Origin of the sequence: Brevundimonas sp. TWP1-3 (assembly GCF_049896085.1) — a bacterium.
In the GTDB taxonomy this organism is placed as follows: Bacteria; Pseudomonadota; Alphaproteobacteria; order Caulobacterales; family Caulobacteraceae; genus Brevundimonas.
Map to the genome: position 1 here is coordinate 1,035,715 of NZ_JAFCTP010000001.1, position 14,887 is coordinate 1,050,601.

Annotated in this window: 18 protein-coding genes; 16 read left to right on the top strand and 2 right to left on the bottom strand. The window is 64.8% G+C overall.

What is annotated here, in order from left to right:
* Positions 1 to 229: 229 nt before the first annotated feature.
* The 15 genes from coxB to ACP693_RS05325 all read left to right on the top strand — a co-directional run bounded on the left by coxB (position 230) and on the right by ACP693_RS05325 (position 12,622).
* Entirely contained in the window at positions 230 to 1,237 is a 1,008-nt protein-coding gene (gene coxB, locus ACP693_RS05255) for a cytochrome c oxidase subunit II (RefSeq protein ID WP_209308072.1), read from the top strand.
* A 15-nt stretch (positions 1,238 to 1,252) separates the two neighbouring features.
* Positions 1,253 to 2,938, top strand: coding sequence for a cytochrome c oxidase subunit I (gene ctaD, locus ACP693_RS05260; RefSeq protein ID WP_426018395.1), 1,686 nt, complete (start codon positions 1,253 to 1,255; stop codon positions 2,936 to 2,938).
* A 152-nt stretch (positions 2,939 to 3,090) separates the two neighbouring features.
* Positions 3,091 to 4,068: a heme o synthase gene (gene cyoE, locus ACP693_RS05265; protein ID WP_426018393.1), complete on the top strand. Its 978-nt coding sequence runs from the start codon at positions 3,091 to 3,093 to the stop codon at positions 4,066 to 4,068.
* Positions 4,069 to 4,072: 4 nt separating this feature from the next.
* Positions 4,073 to 4,246: a hypothetical protein gene (locus tag ACP693_RS05270; RefSeq protein WP_409718172.1), complete on the top strand. Its 174-nt coding sequence runs from the start codon at positions 4,073 to 4,075 to the stop codon at positions 4,244 to 4,246.
* On the top strand, positions 4,243 to 4,779 hold the full coding sequence (locus tag ACP693_RS05275) for a cytochrome c oxidase assembly protein (RefSeq protein ID WP_135194795.1): 537 nt from the start codon (positions 4,243 to 4,245) through the stop codon (positions 4,777 to 4,779). Before ACP693_RS05270 ends, ACP693_RS05275 begins: the two co-directional genes overlap by 4 nt.
* The gene (locus ACP693_RS05280; RefSeq protein ID WP_426018391.1) at positions 4,776 to 5,201 is read left to right on the top strand and encodes an NUDIX domain-containing protein; all 426 of its coding nucleotides are present in this window, start codon (positions 4,776 to 4,778) and stop codon (positions 5,199 to 5,201) included. Before ACP693_RS05275 ends, ACP693_RS05280 begins: the two co-directional genes overlap by 4 nt.
* 224 nt (positions 5,202 to 5,425) lie before the next feature.
* Entirely contained in the window at positions 5,426 to 6,121 is a 696-nt protein-coding gene (locus ACP693_RS05285) for a hypothetical protein (protein WP_426018389.1), read from the top strand.
* Positions 6,122 to 6,235: 114 nt separating this feature from the next.
* Complete coding sequence (locus ACP693_RS05290; RefSeq protein WP_135194798.1) at positions 6,236 to 7,144, top strand: cytochrome c oxidase subunit 3; 909 nt, start codon at positions 6,236 to 6,238, stop codon at positions 7,142 to 7,144.
* The gene (locus ACP693_RS05295) at positions 7,141 to 7,689 is read left to right on the top strand and encodes a DUF983 domain-containing protein (protein WP_426018387.1); all 549 of its coding nucleotides are present in this window, start codon (positions 7,141 to 7,143) and stop codon (positions 7,687 to 7,689) included. Before ACP693_RS05290 ends, ACP693_RS05295 begins: the two co-directional genes overlap by 4 nt.
* Positions 7,686 to 8,426 carry an SURF1 family protein gene (locus ACP693_RS05300; protein WP_426018385.1) on the top strand — a complete coding sequence of 247 codons (741 nt, stop codon included), beginning with the start codon at positions 7,686 to 7,688 and terminating at the stop codon, positions 8,424 to 8,426. Before ACP693_RS05295 ends, ACP693_RS05300 begins: the two co-directional genes overlap by 4 nt.
* A 55-nt stretch (positions 8,427 to 8,481) precedes the next feature.
* On the top strand, positions 8,482 to 9,696 hold the full coding sequence (locus ACP693_RS05305; protein ID WP_426018383.1) for a M16 family metallopeptidase: 1,215 nt from the start codon (positions 8,482 to 8,484) through the stop codon (positions 9,694 to 9,696).
* Between the two features lie 299 nt (positions 9,697 to 9,995).
* Positions 9,996 to 10,403 (top strand): GNAT family N-acetyltransferase, encoded by a 408-nt coding sequence (locus ACP693_RS05310; protein ID WP_426018382.1) that lies wholly within the window; start codon positions 9,996 to 9,998, stop codon positions 10,401 to 10,403.
* A 323-nt stretch (positions 10,404 to 10,726) separates the two neighbouring features.
* On the top strand, positions 10,727 to 11,290 hold the full coding sequence (locus tag ACP693_RS05315) for an NADPH-dependent FMN reductase (protein WP_426018380.1): 564 nt from the start codon (positions 10,727 to 10,729) through the stop codon (positions 11,288 to 11,290).
* Between the two features lie 539 nt (positions 11,291 to 11,829).
* The gene (locus ACP693_RS05320) at positions 11,830 to 12,060 is read left to right on the top strand and encodes a hypothetical protein (RefSeq protein ID WP_426050114.1); all 231 of its coding nucleotides are present in this window, start codon (positions 11,830 to 11,832) and stop codon (positions 12,058 to 12,060) included.
* Between the two features lie 343 nt (positions 12,061 to 12,403).
* Positions 12,404 to 12,622, top strand: coding sequence for a hypothetical protein (locus tag ACP693_RS05325; protein ID WP_426018376.1), 219 nt, complete (start codon positions 12,404 to 12,406; stop codon positions 12,620 to 12,622).
* A 65-nt stretch (positions 12,623 to 12,687) separates the two neighbouring features.
* Here ACP693_RS05325 and ACP693_RS05330 read toward each other — a convergent pair whose 3' ends face one another.
* Positions 12,688 to 12,900 carry a cold-shock protein gene (locus tag ACP693_RS05330; protein WP_008260410.1) on the bottom strand — a complete coding sequence of 71 codons (213 nt, stop codon included), beginning with the start codon at positions 12,898 to 12,900 and terminating at the stop codon, positions 12,688 to 12,690.
* 237 nt (positions 12,901 to 13,137) lie between these two features.
* Here ACP693_RS05330 and ACP693_RS05335 point away from each other — a divergent pair, with 237 nt between their 5' ends.
* Positions 13,138 to 13,377, top strand: coding sequence for a hypothetical protein (locus ACP693_RS05335; RefSeq protein ID WP_426018375.1), 240 nt, complete (start codon positions 13,138 to 13,140; stop codon positions 13,375 to 13,377).
* Positions 13,378 to 13,384: 7 nt separating this feature from the next.
* Here ACP693_RS05335 and ACP693_RS05340 read toward each other — a convergent pair whose 3' ends face one another.
* Positions 13,385 to 14,869: a SulP family inorganic anion transporter gene (locus ACP693_RS05340; protein WP_426018373.1), complete on the bottom strand. Its 1,485-nt coding sequence runs from the start codon at positions 14,867 to 14,869 to the stop codon at positions 13,385 to 13,387.
* Positions 14,870 to 14,887: the final 18 nt, after the last annotated feature.

The window sequence follows — 14,887 nt, forward strand, 5'->3', positions numbered from 1 at the left end:
GACTACGGCAAGGTATCTGTCGGTGCAAGGTAGCTGTCGAAACATGACAGCGATTTAATCGAGGCTGGTTGACGGCGGCTTTGCGGCCTCTGTGGCGTTGATCGCTTGGCAAGCGGAAAGCGATCCGATAGGTGACCGACATCGCCGGGCGTGGGAATCGCGCCAGCGTGATCTCTTGCGAGCCATTCGCAAGTATCTGCTGCAAAACGGTTTTATGGGGAAGTCTCGTATGGGGATGGGCAAGCGAGCCCTAGGGACGCTCAAAGGGGCTTCGGCTTCTGCGTCTTCGATCGTTCTGGGCGCCGGACTGGCGATGTTCGCCGCGTCGCCGACGTGGGCGCAGGACCTGATGGGCCAGCCGACGCCGGGCGGCATCGGCTTGCAGCCGGCCGCGTCGCCGCTGAAGCACGATGCGCACTTCTTCCACGATGTGATCCTGATGCCGATCATCACGGCCATCACCTTGCTGGTGCTGGGCCTGCTGGCGTGGATCGTGTTCCGCTACAACAAGAAGTCCAATCCGACGCCCGCGCGCTGGAGCCACAACACCACGGTCGAGATCATCTGGACCGTGCTGCCGGTGGTGATCCTGGTCTTCATCTCCCTGTTCTCGTTCCGCCTGCTGTTCGCCTATCACGACATGCCGACGCCGGACGTGACGGTGAAGGTGACCGGCAACCAGTGGAACTGGGCCTATGAGTATCCGGACCAGGGCGTCGCCGAATACATCTCCAACATGCTCCCGGAAGAGGAAGCCAAGGCCAAGGGCGTGCCCTATCGCCTGGCCGCGACCGAGCCGATGGTCGTGCCGGTCGGCAAGACTGTGCAGCTGGTCATCACCGCCTCCGACGTCATCCACGCCGTCGCCCTGCCGGCGTTCGGCCTGAAGACCGACGCCGTCCCCGGCCGCATCAACACCACCTGGTTCAAGGCCGAGCGCACCGGCGTCTTCTATGGCCAGTGCTCGGAACTGTGCGGCGTCGACCACGCCTTCATGCCGCTGGAAATCCGGGTCGTGACCCAGGCCCAGTTCGAACAGTGGATCGCCTCCAAGGGCGGCTCGATGACCCCCAAGGTCGCCGAGCCCGCGCCGGCCGCCGCTCCGGCAGTCACTCCGGCCGTCGGGGCGCCCGCCGCCGGTGAAGCCGCCGAGGCCGCTCCGGCCGCCGCACCCGTCGGCGCTGCCGCCGACCAACCCGTTCCCGCCGCGGCGCCCGCCGCGCCGGCCGCCCAGTAAGAGGCGAACAGACATATGGCTGACGCTACCGTAACCCGCGACGCGACCGACCTCGGTCACGCTCACGACCACCATCACCACGACGACCACAAGGTGGGCTTCTTCACCCGCTGGTTCCTGTCCACCAATCACAAGGACATCGGCACCCTGTATCTGATGTTCGCCATCATGGCGGGCATCGTGGGCGGCGCCCTGTCGGGCCTGATCCGCTGGGAACTGGCCGAGCCGGGCATCCAACTGTTCCGGGAAGGCTCTTCGATCCAGCTCTTGGGTCTCGTGGAGCAGTCCAAGCACGGCTATAACGTCACCGTCACGGCCCACGCCCTGATCATGATCTTCTTCATGGTCATGCCCGCCATGATCGGCGGCTTCGGCAACTGGTTCGTGCCGATCATGATCGGCGCGCCGGACATGGCCTTCCCGCGCATGAACAACATCTCGTTCTGGCTGCTGGTGGCCGCCTGGTGCCTGCTGGTCCTGTCGATGTTCGTCGATGGGGGGCCGGGCAAGGGCTTCGGCGGGGGCTGGACGGCCTATCCGCCACTGTCGACCACGGGCCACGTCGGGCCGGCCTTCGACCTGGCCATCTTCGCCCTGCACGTCGCGGGCGCCAGCTCGATCCTGGGCGCGATCAACTTCATCACCACCATTCTGAACATGCGCGCGCCGGGCATGACGATCCACCGGATGCCGCTGTTCGCCTGGTCGGTTCTGATCACCGCCTTCCTGCTGCTGCTGAGCCTGCCCGTCCTGGCCGGCGCCATCACCATGCTGCTGACGGACCGCAACTTCGGCACCCACTTCTTCGATCCCGCCGGCGGCGGCGATCCGGTCATGTACCAGCACCTGTTCTGGTTCTTCGGCCACCCGGAAGTGTACATCCTGATCCTGCCGGGCTTCGGCATCATCAGCCACATCGTCTCGACCTTCAGCCGCAAGCCCGTGTTCGGCTATCTGGCCATGGCCTACGCCATGGTGGCCATCGGCTTCGTCGGCTTCATCGTGTGGGCGCACCACATGTACACGGTCGGCATGAGCATCAATCTGCGCGCCTATTTCATCGCCGCCACCATGATCATCGCGGTGCCGACGGGCGTGAAGATCTTCAGCTGGATCGCCACGATGTGGGGCGGTTCCATCAGCTTCAAGACGCCCATGCTGTGGGCGATCGGCTTCATCTTCCTGTTCACCGTCGGCGGCGTGACCGGCGTGGTCCTGTCCAATGCGGGCATCGATTACAGCCTGCACGACACCTATTACGTGGTGGCCCACTTCCACTACGTCCTGTCGCTGGGCGCCGTCTTCGCGATCTTTGCGGGCTTCTACTACTGGTTCGAGAAGATGTTCGGCGTGAAGTACAACGAGTTCCTGGGCGCGACCCATTTCTGGATCATGTTCGTGGGCGTGAACCTGGTGTTCTTCCCGCAGCACTTCCTGGGTCTGCAGGGTATGCCGCGTCGCTACATCGACTATCCGGACGCCTACACCCTGTGGAACCAAGTGTCGTCGGTCGGTTATGCGATCACGGCCTTCGGCGTGCTGGTCTTCCTGGTCATGCTGGCCGAGGCGGCGATCCGTCGTCGTCCGGGCGTCGCCAACCCGTGGGGCGAAGGCGCCACGACCCTGGAGTGGACCCTGTCCTCGCCGCCCCCGACGCACCAGTTCAACGAACTGCCGGTGATTAAAGAAGAAGAACACTAAACCCCTTCCGTCACCCTCGGGCCTGTCCCGAGGGCCCACGGCGGAAGCGGATTCAAAAGACTGCGAAGGGCCTCGGGCGGAATGTTCGAGGCCCTTTTCGTATCTCGGAGACGTGGACCCTCGGGACAAGCCCGAGGGTGACGGTGTAGAAGATGACCATCGTGACCCCGACTGACCTCAACACACCCGCCATCTCGACCGCCCAGCCGGAGGATTTCTTCCAGCTGCTCAAGCCACGCGTGATGTCGCTGGTGGTGTTCACCGCCGCGACGGGCCTGGTGGTGGCGCCGGGGTCGATCAATCCGCTGGTCGCAGCCATCGCCGTTCTGTGCATCGCCGTGGGCGCGGGCGCGGCCGGCGCCCTGAACATGGCGCTGGAAGGCGAGACCGACGCCCTGATGCGGCGCACGCGCGGCCGTCCGGTCGCGGCCGGACGGGTCAAGAAGAACGATGCGATGGCGTTCGGCGTCATCCTGAGCCTGTTCTCGGTCATGCTGCTGGGGATGAATGCGAACTGGCTGGCGGCCGGTCTGCTGGCCATGACCATCGTCTATTACGCCGGCTTCTACACCCTGCTGCTGAAGCGTCGGACGCCCCAGAACATCGTCATCGGCGGGGCGGCGGGCGCCTTTCCACCGGTGATCGGCTGGGCGGCGGCGACGGGCCAGGCGCCGTGGCAGGCCTGGCTCTTGTTCGCCATCATCTTCCTGTGGACCCCGCCGCACAGCTGGGCCCTGGCGCTCTATTCGGCCGGCGACTACGCCAAGGCCGGCATTCCGATGATGCCGGTGGCGAAGGGCGCGAAGTCCACGCGGTTGCAGATCCTGCTCTACACCCTGGTCTTCGTGCCGGTCGCCATCGCCCCGGCCTTCGTGGGCCTGGGTGGGTTGATCTATCTGGTGGTGTCGGTGGCCGGCGGCCTGGGCTTCCTGGGTCTGGCGCTGCGGCTTTATCGTTCGCGCGCCGGCGATGAACCCGACAAGGCAGAGGCCGTGGGACGCGAGGCCGCATTGTATGATGTGCGCGCCCAGGCCAAACCGGCGCGAGACCTGTTCGCCTTTTCCATCCTCTATCTGATGGCCCTGTTCTCGGCCCTTCTGGTCGAGGCCTTGTCCGGTCTGGGAGCGTAAAACCATGCGTCTGACGCCTGAGGAACTTCGCGCGCGCAAGCGTCGCAACGTCTGGATCGCGGCGGCCCTGGTCGCCTTCATCGTCCTGGTCTTCACCACCACCGTTCTGCGGCTGCAGCAGAACCAGGCGAGCGAGCGGGCGCTGCTGGAGGCGGCGACGGGGACCACGGCGCAATGAACGCGAACCGCAAGAACCTGATCGCCATCGTCTGCGTCTTCGGCGTGATGGGGATGACCGGGGCGGCGTTCGCGGCGGTGCCGCTGTACCGGATGTTCTGTCAGGTCACCGGCTTCGGCGGCACGACGATGAAGGCCGACAAGGCCTCGGACATCGTGCTGGACGAGACGGTGCTGGTGCGGTTCGACACCAATGTCCGCGGCCTGCCGATGACCTTCAAGGCCGAACAGTCGACGCAGCGCGTGCGCATCGGCGAGACGGGCCTGGCCTATTTCGACGTGACCAATACCTCGGACAAGCCGATCCAGGTGCGGGCCAGTTACAACGTCTCGCCGGAACAGACGGGGCCGTATTTCCAGAAGCTGCAATGCTTCTGCTTCACCGACCAGACGCTGGCGGCGGGTGAGACGCGTCAGTTCCCGATGCAGTATTTCATCGCCCCCGAACTGGCCACGGACCGCGAGGCCAAGGGCGCGCGCGACATCACCCTGAGCTACACCTTCTATCCCTCCGTGGACGCGCCCAAGGCGTGAGCAAGCCCGGCGTGGATTTTCCCGGCGTCGGTTGTGGCCTGGTGATCCAGCGGTCCGACGGGCGGGTGCTGCTGTGCAAGCGGCTGAAGGCGCCCGAGGCCGGGTTCTGGAACATCGTCGGCGGCAAGGTCGACCTGATGGAGCCGTCCGACATCGCCGCGCGCCGCGAGGCCGAGGAGGAGAGCGGGCTCAAGATCGGCGCGGTCGACTTCCTGTGTGTAGCCGAAGAGGTCATTCCCGCGGACGGCCAGCATTGGGTGTCGCTGATCTATGTCACGCGCGACTTCACTGGCGAGGCGACATTGACCGAACCGGACAAGCTGTCGGAGATCGGCTGGTTCGACCTGAACGACCTGCCCCAGCCGCTGTCGGCGTTTTCGGCCAAGGCGTTCGCGGCGTTGAAAGCGACAGCGGTCGAATAATCACCGCCGTCACCCTCGGGCTTGTCCCGAGGGCCCACCGTTGATCTGTCTCGGCATCGCCGCCGGATCGCGGCCTGCGCCTCATCTGTTCAATGACGAGATTGCATCCGGCGTGGGCCCTCGGGACGAGCCCGAGGGTGACGGAATGGAGGGATGGGCTGTTTGCGTCGGCGCGCGTTCCGTTCCAGCGTGCGGCCCGCACGGCGAACTGACGGAGACGGGATTTGCGCGGTCTGGACTTCACCAACTGGCACAGTCTGCTGCTGACCCTGCTGGGGCTGGCGCTGGTCACCCTGATCGGCATGGGGATCCGGCTGGTGATGATGTTCACCATCCAGCAGCGGCGCGAGCGGATGAACCGCCAGATCAACGAACGGCTGAAGACGCTGATCGCGGCCTACAAGGTGCTGGGCGGGTCGTTCACCGGCGACCTGACGGTCGATCCGACGCACAAGCGCGACCTGAGCCGCCGCAATGCGTCGGGCGGCGAGGCGGGGCTGGATCTGAGCGCCGAGACGGCGGCGGGATCCGACCGCACCCGGCGCATCCGCGATGCGGTGGAGGCCTGTCTGGCGGACATCATCCTGCTGGGCACCGAAGAGCAGGTGCGGCTGGCGCAGCAGGCGGCGCGCGAACTGGTCGCCGGGCGGCCGGTGCGGACGCATGAGCTGGTGGTCTCGCTGCGAGACTTCATCCGTCAGGCGCTGGACCTGGCGCCGGTTCCGGCCGGGGCGGACATTCCGCTGCAAGGACCGACACGGCCGTCGTCGAGCGGAGGCCGGGGCGGCGGGGCCGGCGGCGGGGGAGGCGGTGGCGGCGGAGGCGGCATGGGGGGCGGCATGGGCGGAGGAATGGGCATGGGCGGCGGTATGGGCTCAAGCCCTGACGACCCCGCCGATCCGCCTGCGCGCAAGGCCTGAGCCCCGTTCGCGACCCTGAACAAGGCCGAAACACGGCGTGGCTCTGGCGTCGGACAAATGGGGACGCTATAGCCGCTATAACAACCGACTCTGGCCGACGAAGAGACGCGATACATGGCTGACGCCCACGCCACTCCGCAGCACGACTATCACCTGGTGCCGCCCAGCCCCTGGCCGCTGCTGTCGTCCGTTGCGGCGACCATCATGTTCATCGGGGCGGTGATCTGGATGAAGGGTCTGGCCCCGGCCGAGAACGGTCCGATCGCCGCCAACTTCCTGGCCGAGGGCAAGTCGGGCGTCTTCTTCGCCGGTCTGGCGGGCGTGCTGATCTCGGCCTTCGGCTGGTGGGCGGACGTGATCAAGGAATCCAAGGCGGGCGACCATACGCCGGTCGTGTCCATCGGCCTGCGCTACGGCATGATCCTGTTCATCGCGTCGGAGGTGATGTTCTTCGTCGCCTTCTTCTGGATGTTCTTCGACATGGCCCTGTTCCATGAATCGCGGGCGCTGACGCCGGAAGTCGGGACCTGGGCGGACACGGCCAAGGCCTGGTCGACCTGGCCGCCCAAGGGCGTCGAGGTTCTGAGCCCCTGGCAGCTGCCGCTGCTGAACACCGTGACCCTGCTGCTGAGCGGCTGCACCGTCACCTGGGCGCACCACGCGATCCAGGTCGGCGACCGCAAGGGCGCCAAGATCGCCCTGGGCATCACCGTGGCGCTGGGCGTGATCTTCACCTGCGTTCAGGCCTATGAGTATCACCACATCCTGCACGAGCACCTGTTCTTCAACGAAGAGGCCGTGAACTCGGGCCTGTATGGGTCGATCTTCTTCATGGCGACGGGCTTCCACGGCTTCCACGTCCTGATCGGCACCATCTTCCTGGCGGTCTGCCTGATCCGCCTGCTGGCCGGCGACTTCACCCCGCAGAAGCATTTCGGCTTCGAGGCGGCGGCCTGGTACTGGCACTTCGTGGACGTGGTCTGGCTGTTCCTGTTCGCCTTCGTCTATGTCGTCTTCGGTTGATCCAAGACGGTCCTGAAGACCTCAAGACGGCGCGGGACGAGGGATCGTCCCGCGCCGTCGTCGTTTCCGACACGCCGGTTCGCGCGGCCCTGCGCGGGCGCTGTCCCCGGTGCGGGCAGGGCGCGCTGTTCGCGGGCTTTCTGAAGGTGCGGCCGGCCTGTGAGGCGTGTGGCCTGGACTATTCGACCATCCAGACAGGCGACGGCCCGGCCAGCTTCATCATGCAGATCGCCGGCTTTATCGTCGGCTTCTCGGCCCTGTTCGTCGAAATCAAATATCATCCGCCCATGTGGCTGCATCTGATCGTCTGGCTGCCCTTGGTCGTCGCCCTTTCGCTGGCCTTGATGCGGCCGGGACGGGGGCTGATGATCGGGCTGCAATACCGGAATCAGGTGGATGGATCCTCCCCTGCGGAGCGGGGGAGGGGGACCACGCCTGGCGTGGTGGAGGGGGCGACCCCAAACCCGGTGCGAGGTTCCGCCCCCTCCACCGCTTCGCGGTCCCCCTCCCCCGTTCCGCTGCGCTCCACGGAGGAGGATTTATGAGACGTTTTCCCTGGATACTGACCGTGCTGACGGTCCTGGCCCTGATCCTGCTGATCGGCCTGGGCGTATGGCAGGTTGAGCGGTTGAAGTGGAAGGAAGGCCTGATCGCGGCGGCCGAGGCTGCTGCGGCGAAACCGCCCGCGCCGCTGGATCAGGTGCTGGTGGAAGGCGATCTGGAGTTCCGCAAGGCGTTGATGGTCTGTCCGGGCCTGGCTAGCGCGCCCTTCATCGAGCTTCAGTCCATCCATGACGGCGAGGCTGGGGTGCGGCTGATCTCGGCGTGCAAACCGGCGGGGGCCGATTTCAGCCTGCTGATCGACCGGGGCTTCGTCGGCGACGGGGTGACCGAGCGGCCGCGCGTGGTCGAGACCACCCTGCCGCTGGTGATGGTCGGGGAGTTCCGCACCTTCGATAAGCCGGGCGCCATGAGCCCCACCCCGAGGGACGGCCGCTTCTACGCCCGCGACACCGCCGCCATGGCCAGGGCGTTGAACGTCACCGGGCCAGTGCGGCCAGAAGCCGTGTTCGCCGTCACCGCCGTCAATCCCGAGTTCGCGGCCCTGAGGCCGTCCGCGCCGCCTGCGGCCTTTTCGAACAACCATCTGGGTTATGCGATGACATGGTTCGGACTGGCGATCGCGCTTGTGGGTTTCTATGTGGCCCTGCTTCGGCGTCGAACCAAGAAAGACGCTCCCCAAGCAGCCTCGCACCGCGTGCGAGGCGATAGGAAAGAATAAGGTCCTGACTTCCCTGCACACCCTGTCCAACGGCGTCCGCGTCATCTGCGACCCCATGCCGGGGCTAAAGACCCTGGCTGTCGTCGTCACCGTCAAGGGCGGGGCGCGGTGGGAGGCGGAAGAGCGCTCCGGCTGGTCCCACCTGCTGGAGCATCTGGTGTTCAAGGGCGCCGGCGACATGGCCGCGCGCGAGATCGTCGAACGGATCGAGGCCGAGGGCGGCACGATCAACGCCTCCACCGGATACGAGCGCACCAGTTTCGAGGTGCGCGGCCTGGACGGTTCGCTGCCGCTGGCGATGCAGGTTCTGTCGGACCTGGTGTTCCGCCCGACCCTGGACCCCGCCGAGATCGAGCGCGAGAAGGACGTGGTGGCCCAGGAGATCGCCGAGGCCTTCGACACGCCCGACGACCATGTGTTCGAGATGGTCCAGACCCGCGCCTTCACCGGTCAGCCGCTGGGCCGACCGATCCTGGGCTCCATCGCCAGCCTGAAGCCGGCGGACAAGGTCAGCGTCGAGGCCTGGCGGGCGCGGCTGTATTCGCCCGACCGGATGGTGGTGTCGGTGTCGGGCGCGGTGGATGAGACCGAGCTGCTGGCGTTAGCCGAGCGCTGGTTCGGCGATGCGGTGGCGACCCCGGTCGAGGCGCCGTCGCCGGCGGCCTTCGTCGGCGGCCATGCGAAACTGACGCGCAAGATCGAACAGGCCAATCTGGTGTTCCAACTGCCGGCGCTTTCGGCGACCGATCCGGCCTTGTCGTCGATGCGGCTGTTCGGCGAGATCCTGGGCGGGGGCATGGCCTCGCGCCTGTTCCAGAGCGCGCGCGAGGAGCGGGGCCTGGCCTACGCCATCGACGCCTATCAGGAGCCGTACGAGGATACGGGCGTGCTGGGCATCTACGCCGGGGCGGCGGCGGACCGGGCGAAGGAACTGGCCGAGGTGGCGGCGGCCGAGGTGCGGGCCATGGCCGAGGCCGGTCCGACCGAAAAGGAACTGTCGCGGGCCAAGGCGGTGATGAAGGCGGGTCTGTGGATGTCGGACGAAAACCCGATGAGCCGCGCGGGACGCAACGCCGCCCAGACCCTGATCTTCGGCGCTCCGCGCTCCAGCCTGTCGATGACCGAACAGCTGGAAGACCAGACCGTCGCGGACGTGCGGGCGGTCGGCGGACGGTTGCTTGCCTCGGGTCAGGCGGCCAGCGCCGTGCTGGGGCCGAAGTCGGCCGGACCGGCGGGCGAGGCGTTCGCGGCGGCCCTGTTCGGGAGTTAGGCTTTTGGCTCTTCTTTCTTAACTTCCGTCCCCCTCGGGCGGGTAGTTCAGCGGGACAGACAATTCCTACCGGTGGCCATCTGAATGTTCGGGGCAGGGGGCGGGGCAAACTTCTCTTCACGACCCGTTGCGGACATTTGCGTTGCTGGCCGGTCTTGATCCCCTGCGGCGAAGCAGATCATCCTACGGGTTCTTCCCCTCAGTTGATCTGACCTCGGTGGACTAGCCCATCAATGACAACGCCTCGGTGGCTACTTCGATGGGGGCACGCGAGCGACTACCGCTCTGTGGCGGATGTCATGTTCGATGCCGTGCGCAATGGTCGAAGCCGTTATACCGAAGAGCAGCGTGCCGCTTGGGTTCCTGCCCCTCGAAGCGGACCTGAGTGGGATCAGCGGCTCGGCTCGCAAGACGTCATCCTTGCTGAGGCAGAGGGTGACATAGTTGGCTTCATGAGCTTGGCGCCGGGCGGCTACATTGACTTCGCCTACATTCGGCCCCGCGCCCAAGGCACCGGGCTTTTCAGATTGCTGTACGAGCAGCTTCTCCAGCGCGCTCGGGAGAACAGTGAGCGAAGGCTTTGGGTGCACGCCAGTCTAATGGCGCAGCCAGCGTTCCGCGCGCTTGGCTTCGTTGTGGTCTGCGACGAGACGGTCTTCATCGGGGATCAGGCTTTCGATCGCAGTGAGATGGAATTGGAGCTCTAGTGAGCAGCGCGCCAGCTTCGGCTTCCCACCTCTAAGCGAAGGTCGGCTCCCCACCCCGAACAGCCCGTCGCAATGTCCGCTTTCTGTGCCGGCGACCGGGTTTGCCAGTATTGGTGTATCCCCCTCATTTTAGGGCTCGTCACGAGGGCCTACCTTTCATCAGACGCGGCCCGCCGTTGCAGCGACGTGTTGGAGATCATCGACCGGCCCCGCCTTGGGCTCTTGGGACGAGCCAGAGGGTGACGGATTTAACCTGGGTGGAACATCCGAGCGCGCGGATCGGTTATGCTGGCGCTTGAACCCGTCCAGCCCGGAGACTTTCCATGCCCGTCCGCGTCGCCCTGATCGTCGGCAGCCTGCGAGAAGGCGCCTATTCCCGCGCCATCGGCCTGGAAATTAAGGCGCTCGCCGCGCCGGGGCTTGAACTGGAACTGATCGAGATCGGCGACCTGCCGCTCTACAATCCCGATCTGGAGACTGACGCGCCGCCGGCCCCCTGGGTGCGGTTCCGCGAGGAGGTCGAGACGACCGAGGCCGTGCTGTTCGTGACGCCGGAATACAACCGCTCCATCCCCGGCGCGCTGAAGAACGCCCTCGACGTCGGTTCGCGCCCCTATGGCCACAGCATCTGGCAGGGCAAGCCCGCCGCCATCGTCAGCGTCTCGCCCGGCGCCCTGGCCGCCTTCGGCGCCAACCACCACCTGCGCCAGCCCCTGGTCTTTCTGAACATGCCCACGATGCAGCAGCCCGAGGCCTATATCGGCAATGTCGCCGACCTGCTGGACGACGACGGAAAGCTGAAGAAGGACGATACGAGGGCGTTCCTGAAGAGCTTCACGGATGCGTTCGCCAAGTGGATCGACAAGACGAAGGCATCGAAAGCCTGATCTGTATCGGTGAAATCCCAGACCAGTCCACGCCGAAGCGGTCTGGGACCACAGAGTTCTAAAGCATTCAGCCTGCTCGATTTACCCGTTGAACGGGCGCCACCCGTCGAGAGGGATCGCCAAGGGCGCCATACGAAGGCTGAAGCAAACTGGGTATGCCGCGCTCGGCTTTGATCGACTCGGTTTGGGCGACGTGCAGCGCGGAAGATGTGCCGGGTGCTGCACAGGCAGACAGCGATGAGAAGATAGCCAGGGCGGTCGTTACAAGCAGAAGTTTACGAGATTTCATTGGATCCTCCATAGCCCCCCATCTGGGTGATCATGACCACAACTTCTTTTTGTCAACCTGGCATTGTGGTGCATGGCTGAAAATTCTTGGCCCTCGCGCCGAACTCCTTTGAAAGCAGCGGCCTCCTTAGGCCCTTCTCGATCCACGTCGACCAGACCCAAAAATGGTTGTCGAGCAAAGCCCACATCAAGGCTAGCTTTGCCGCCGCCCGGCGCAGTCCATCAGAATCTTGTCATGAACGAACGGCAAGTTGTGCCGTTTGGCCCAACGCGCGCCCGATCTGGCGGATCGTCCGATCTTCGTCGCCAGCGGCCGCAAGCGTCCGGCGGCGCCCTCTGCGAACCACTATGCGCCTCTGGTCAAGGCCCTGCGCGTCGCCAAGGCGCCGTTCGCTGCGCTGAAGTTCGACGGCGGTCACAATCCGTCCGAAGCCTCGGCTGCCGCGCAGAGCTTCATCGAACGGACCTGCTTCGGGCGATAAGCGGGCGGTCCTTCGGATCAGAACCGGAAATCAAGGCGGCGGCTTCGTAAGGAGCCGTCGTCGCCAATTAAGCATAAGTCGATCTTCTGCTTGGTCAAGCAGAAGATCCTTGTGGTTGGGCCTGTCCATCTCCTGATATTGATGCAGTATTTATATGGAAGATTTGTCAAATCGTATGCCGATTTATCTTTCAGCCGCAGATATTGGGTCGTCAATATCAAGGACATGAGCGCGGAATTACAGACAGGCCCGAGATTTTTATTTCCCCATATCCAAGTAAAATGGAACGAAATGCTTTCTAGAGCGCTGATATGGGGAACAGCGTTATTGGACGCGAGCCCATGTGCCTCTCTATCAAGATGAAGATCACTTCGACCATCAGGTTCTAGAACTCGGCGGCTTCCTGTCATCATTGCTCGCAAGTCTGGGCGCGCATTTGAAACGAAGAGATGACGTCCGCCCAGCCCCGACACTCGATCTCAAGGAGATTTGGGCTGAGGATTGCACCACCGGGCCTGCCGACCAGTCCTTCGAAGACGAGCCCGAGCTAAAGGCGGCCTGAAGGCACAATTGAAAACGGCGGCTCCGTGAGGAGCCGCCGTCGCCATATCAGCTGTGAAGCTGAAATCAGCCGATGGTTTGCAGCTGGCCAGCGGATTCCTTGCCCGAACGCTTGTCGCGTTCCAGCTCGTAGGAAACCTTTTGGTTTTCATCCAGGCCGCGCAGGCCAGCGCCTTCAACGGCCGAGATGTGGACGAAAACGTCCTTGCCGCCGTCGTCGGGTTGGATGAAGCCATAACCCTTGGTGGGGTTGAACCATTTAACAGTGCCGGTAGCCATTTTGAGACCTCCGTTAGAAATTGACCGAGGGAACGTCCGTTCGGCCTGTCGGGTCTGAATGGGAGCGGCCTTGACTCGTGCGTTCGCAGAGAGAGTGGGCGTTACGCAGAGAGATCGACGAGCTCTATGTGCGCAGATATTTGCGGCGGATGCAAGAGTGACTCATGTGAAGGAAATTCAACGGTCGGAACGGTTTAGCTTGGCGGGCGTTGTTAAGGATCACGAAAGGCTCCCATCATGAACCGCACACACGTCGTGGAGCGCGCCTACCAGCTCGCCCGTTCGCCCGATTGTCTGAACACCGGCGATGTCGTCAAGGCCTTGTCCGGCGAGGGTTATTCCGGCGCCGAGATCTCGCATTTCCAGGGCAGTTCGATCCGCGCCGACCTGAACCGCATCTGCAAGATGCCCAAGCCGGACGCTGTCGCCAACGCCGACGCCGACGCCGACGCGGAGCAGGCTTCAGACGCTGCCTGACCCCTGCTCAGTGCGCGCCGGCCCCGTCCGGCAGGTGCATTTTCTCGAACCGCCCCACTCGCGTGACCAGGGTGCGGGCGGCGTCGTTCATGCCAACCACTTCGACCTGGGCGCCCTGGCGGCGATAGCGGAAGACGACCTTGTCCACGGCGGCGACGCCGGTCAAATCCCACAGATGGGCGTCGCTGAGATCGATCTCGACGCGCCTGGGATGGCCGTGATGCTCGAAGCTGGCGGCGAACAGGTCGGCCGAGGCGAAGAACAGCTGGCCTGAGACCCGGTAGCGCAGCACACCCTCATCCGGCGTCTCGATCTCGGTGACCGTGATGGTCTTGCCGACCTTGCGCATGAAGAAGACCGCCGACAGCAGTACGCCCAGGATCACCCCCTTGGACAGGTCATGAGTGAGGACGACCGTGACCGTGGTGGCGATCATCACCAGGGACGACTGGAAGGGCAGACTGCGCAGATTCCGCAACGAGCTCCAGTCGAACGTCCCCACCGAGACCATGATCATGACCGCGACCAGGGCCGCCATCGGGATCTGTGCGACCCAGTCCTGAAGCACCAGCATCAGGAACAGCAGGAACAGGCCGGCCCACAGGGTGGACAGCCGCCCGCGCGCGCCGGACCCCACATTGATCATCGACTGGCCGATCATGGCGCAGCCGGCCATGCCGCCGAACAGGGGCGACAGGATGTTGGCGATGCCCTGACCGCGCGTCTCGCGGTCCTTGTCCGACGGCGTGTCGGTGATGTCGTCGATCAGATTGGCGGTCAGCAGGCTTTCCAGCAAACCCACGAAGGCCAGGGTCGCCGAGATCGGGGCGATGATGACGAAGGTGTCCCACGTCAGCGGCACGGCGGGCAGGTGGAACATCGGCAGGGTCGTGGGCATCTGGCCCATGTCGCCGACGGTGCGCACGTCCAGCTTCATCACGATCACCACCGCGCTGATGGCGACGATGGCGACCAGGGGCGAGGGCACGGCCTTGGTGATGCGGGGAAAGCCGTAGATGACGACCAGGGCAGCCGCGACCAGGGCGTAGGTGATCCAGCCCCTGCCGATCAGCTCGGGCATCTGGGCCAGGAAGATCAGAATCGCCAGGGAGTTGACGAAGCCGGTCATGACGCTGCGGCTGACGAACTTGATGTAGCGGCCCAGTTTAAGCAGGCCGATGACGATCTGGAACACCCCGCACAGGATGGAGGCGGCGAACAGATATTCGAGGCCGTGGTCGCGCACCAGCGTGACCATCAGCAGGGCCATGGCCCCGGTCGCGGCCGAGATCATGGCTGGACGCCCGCCGACGAAGGCGATGGTCACGGCGATGACCACGCTGGCGTAGAGGCCGACGGCCGGATCGACGCCGGCGATGATGGAAAAGGCGATGGCTTCCGGGATGAGGGCCAGGGCCACGACGGTCCCCGCCAGCAGGTCGCGGCGAGGGTTGGCGAGCCATTGCTGGCGCGCAGAGGCGATGATGGACATTTCAGGATTTCATCTGGA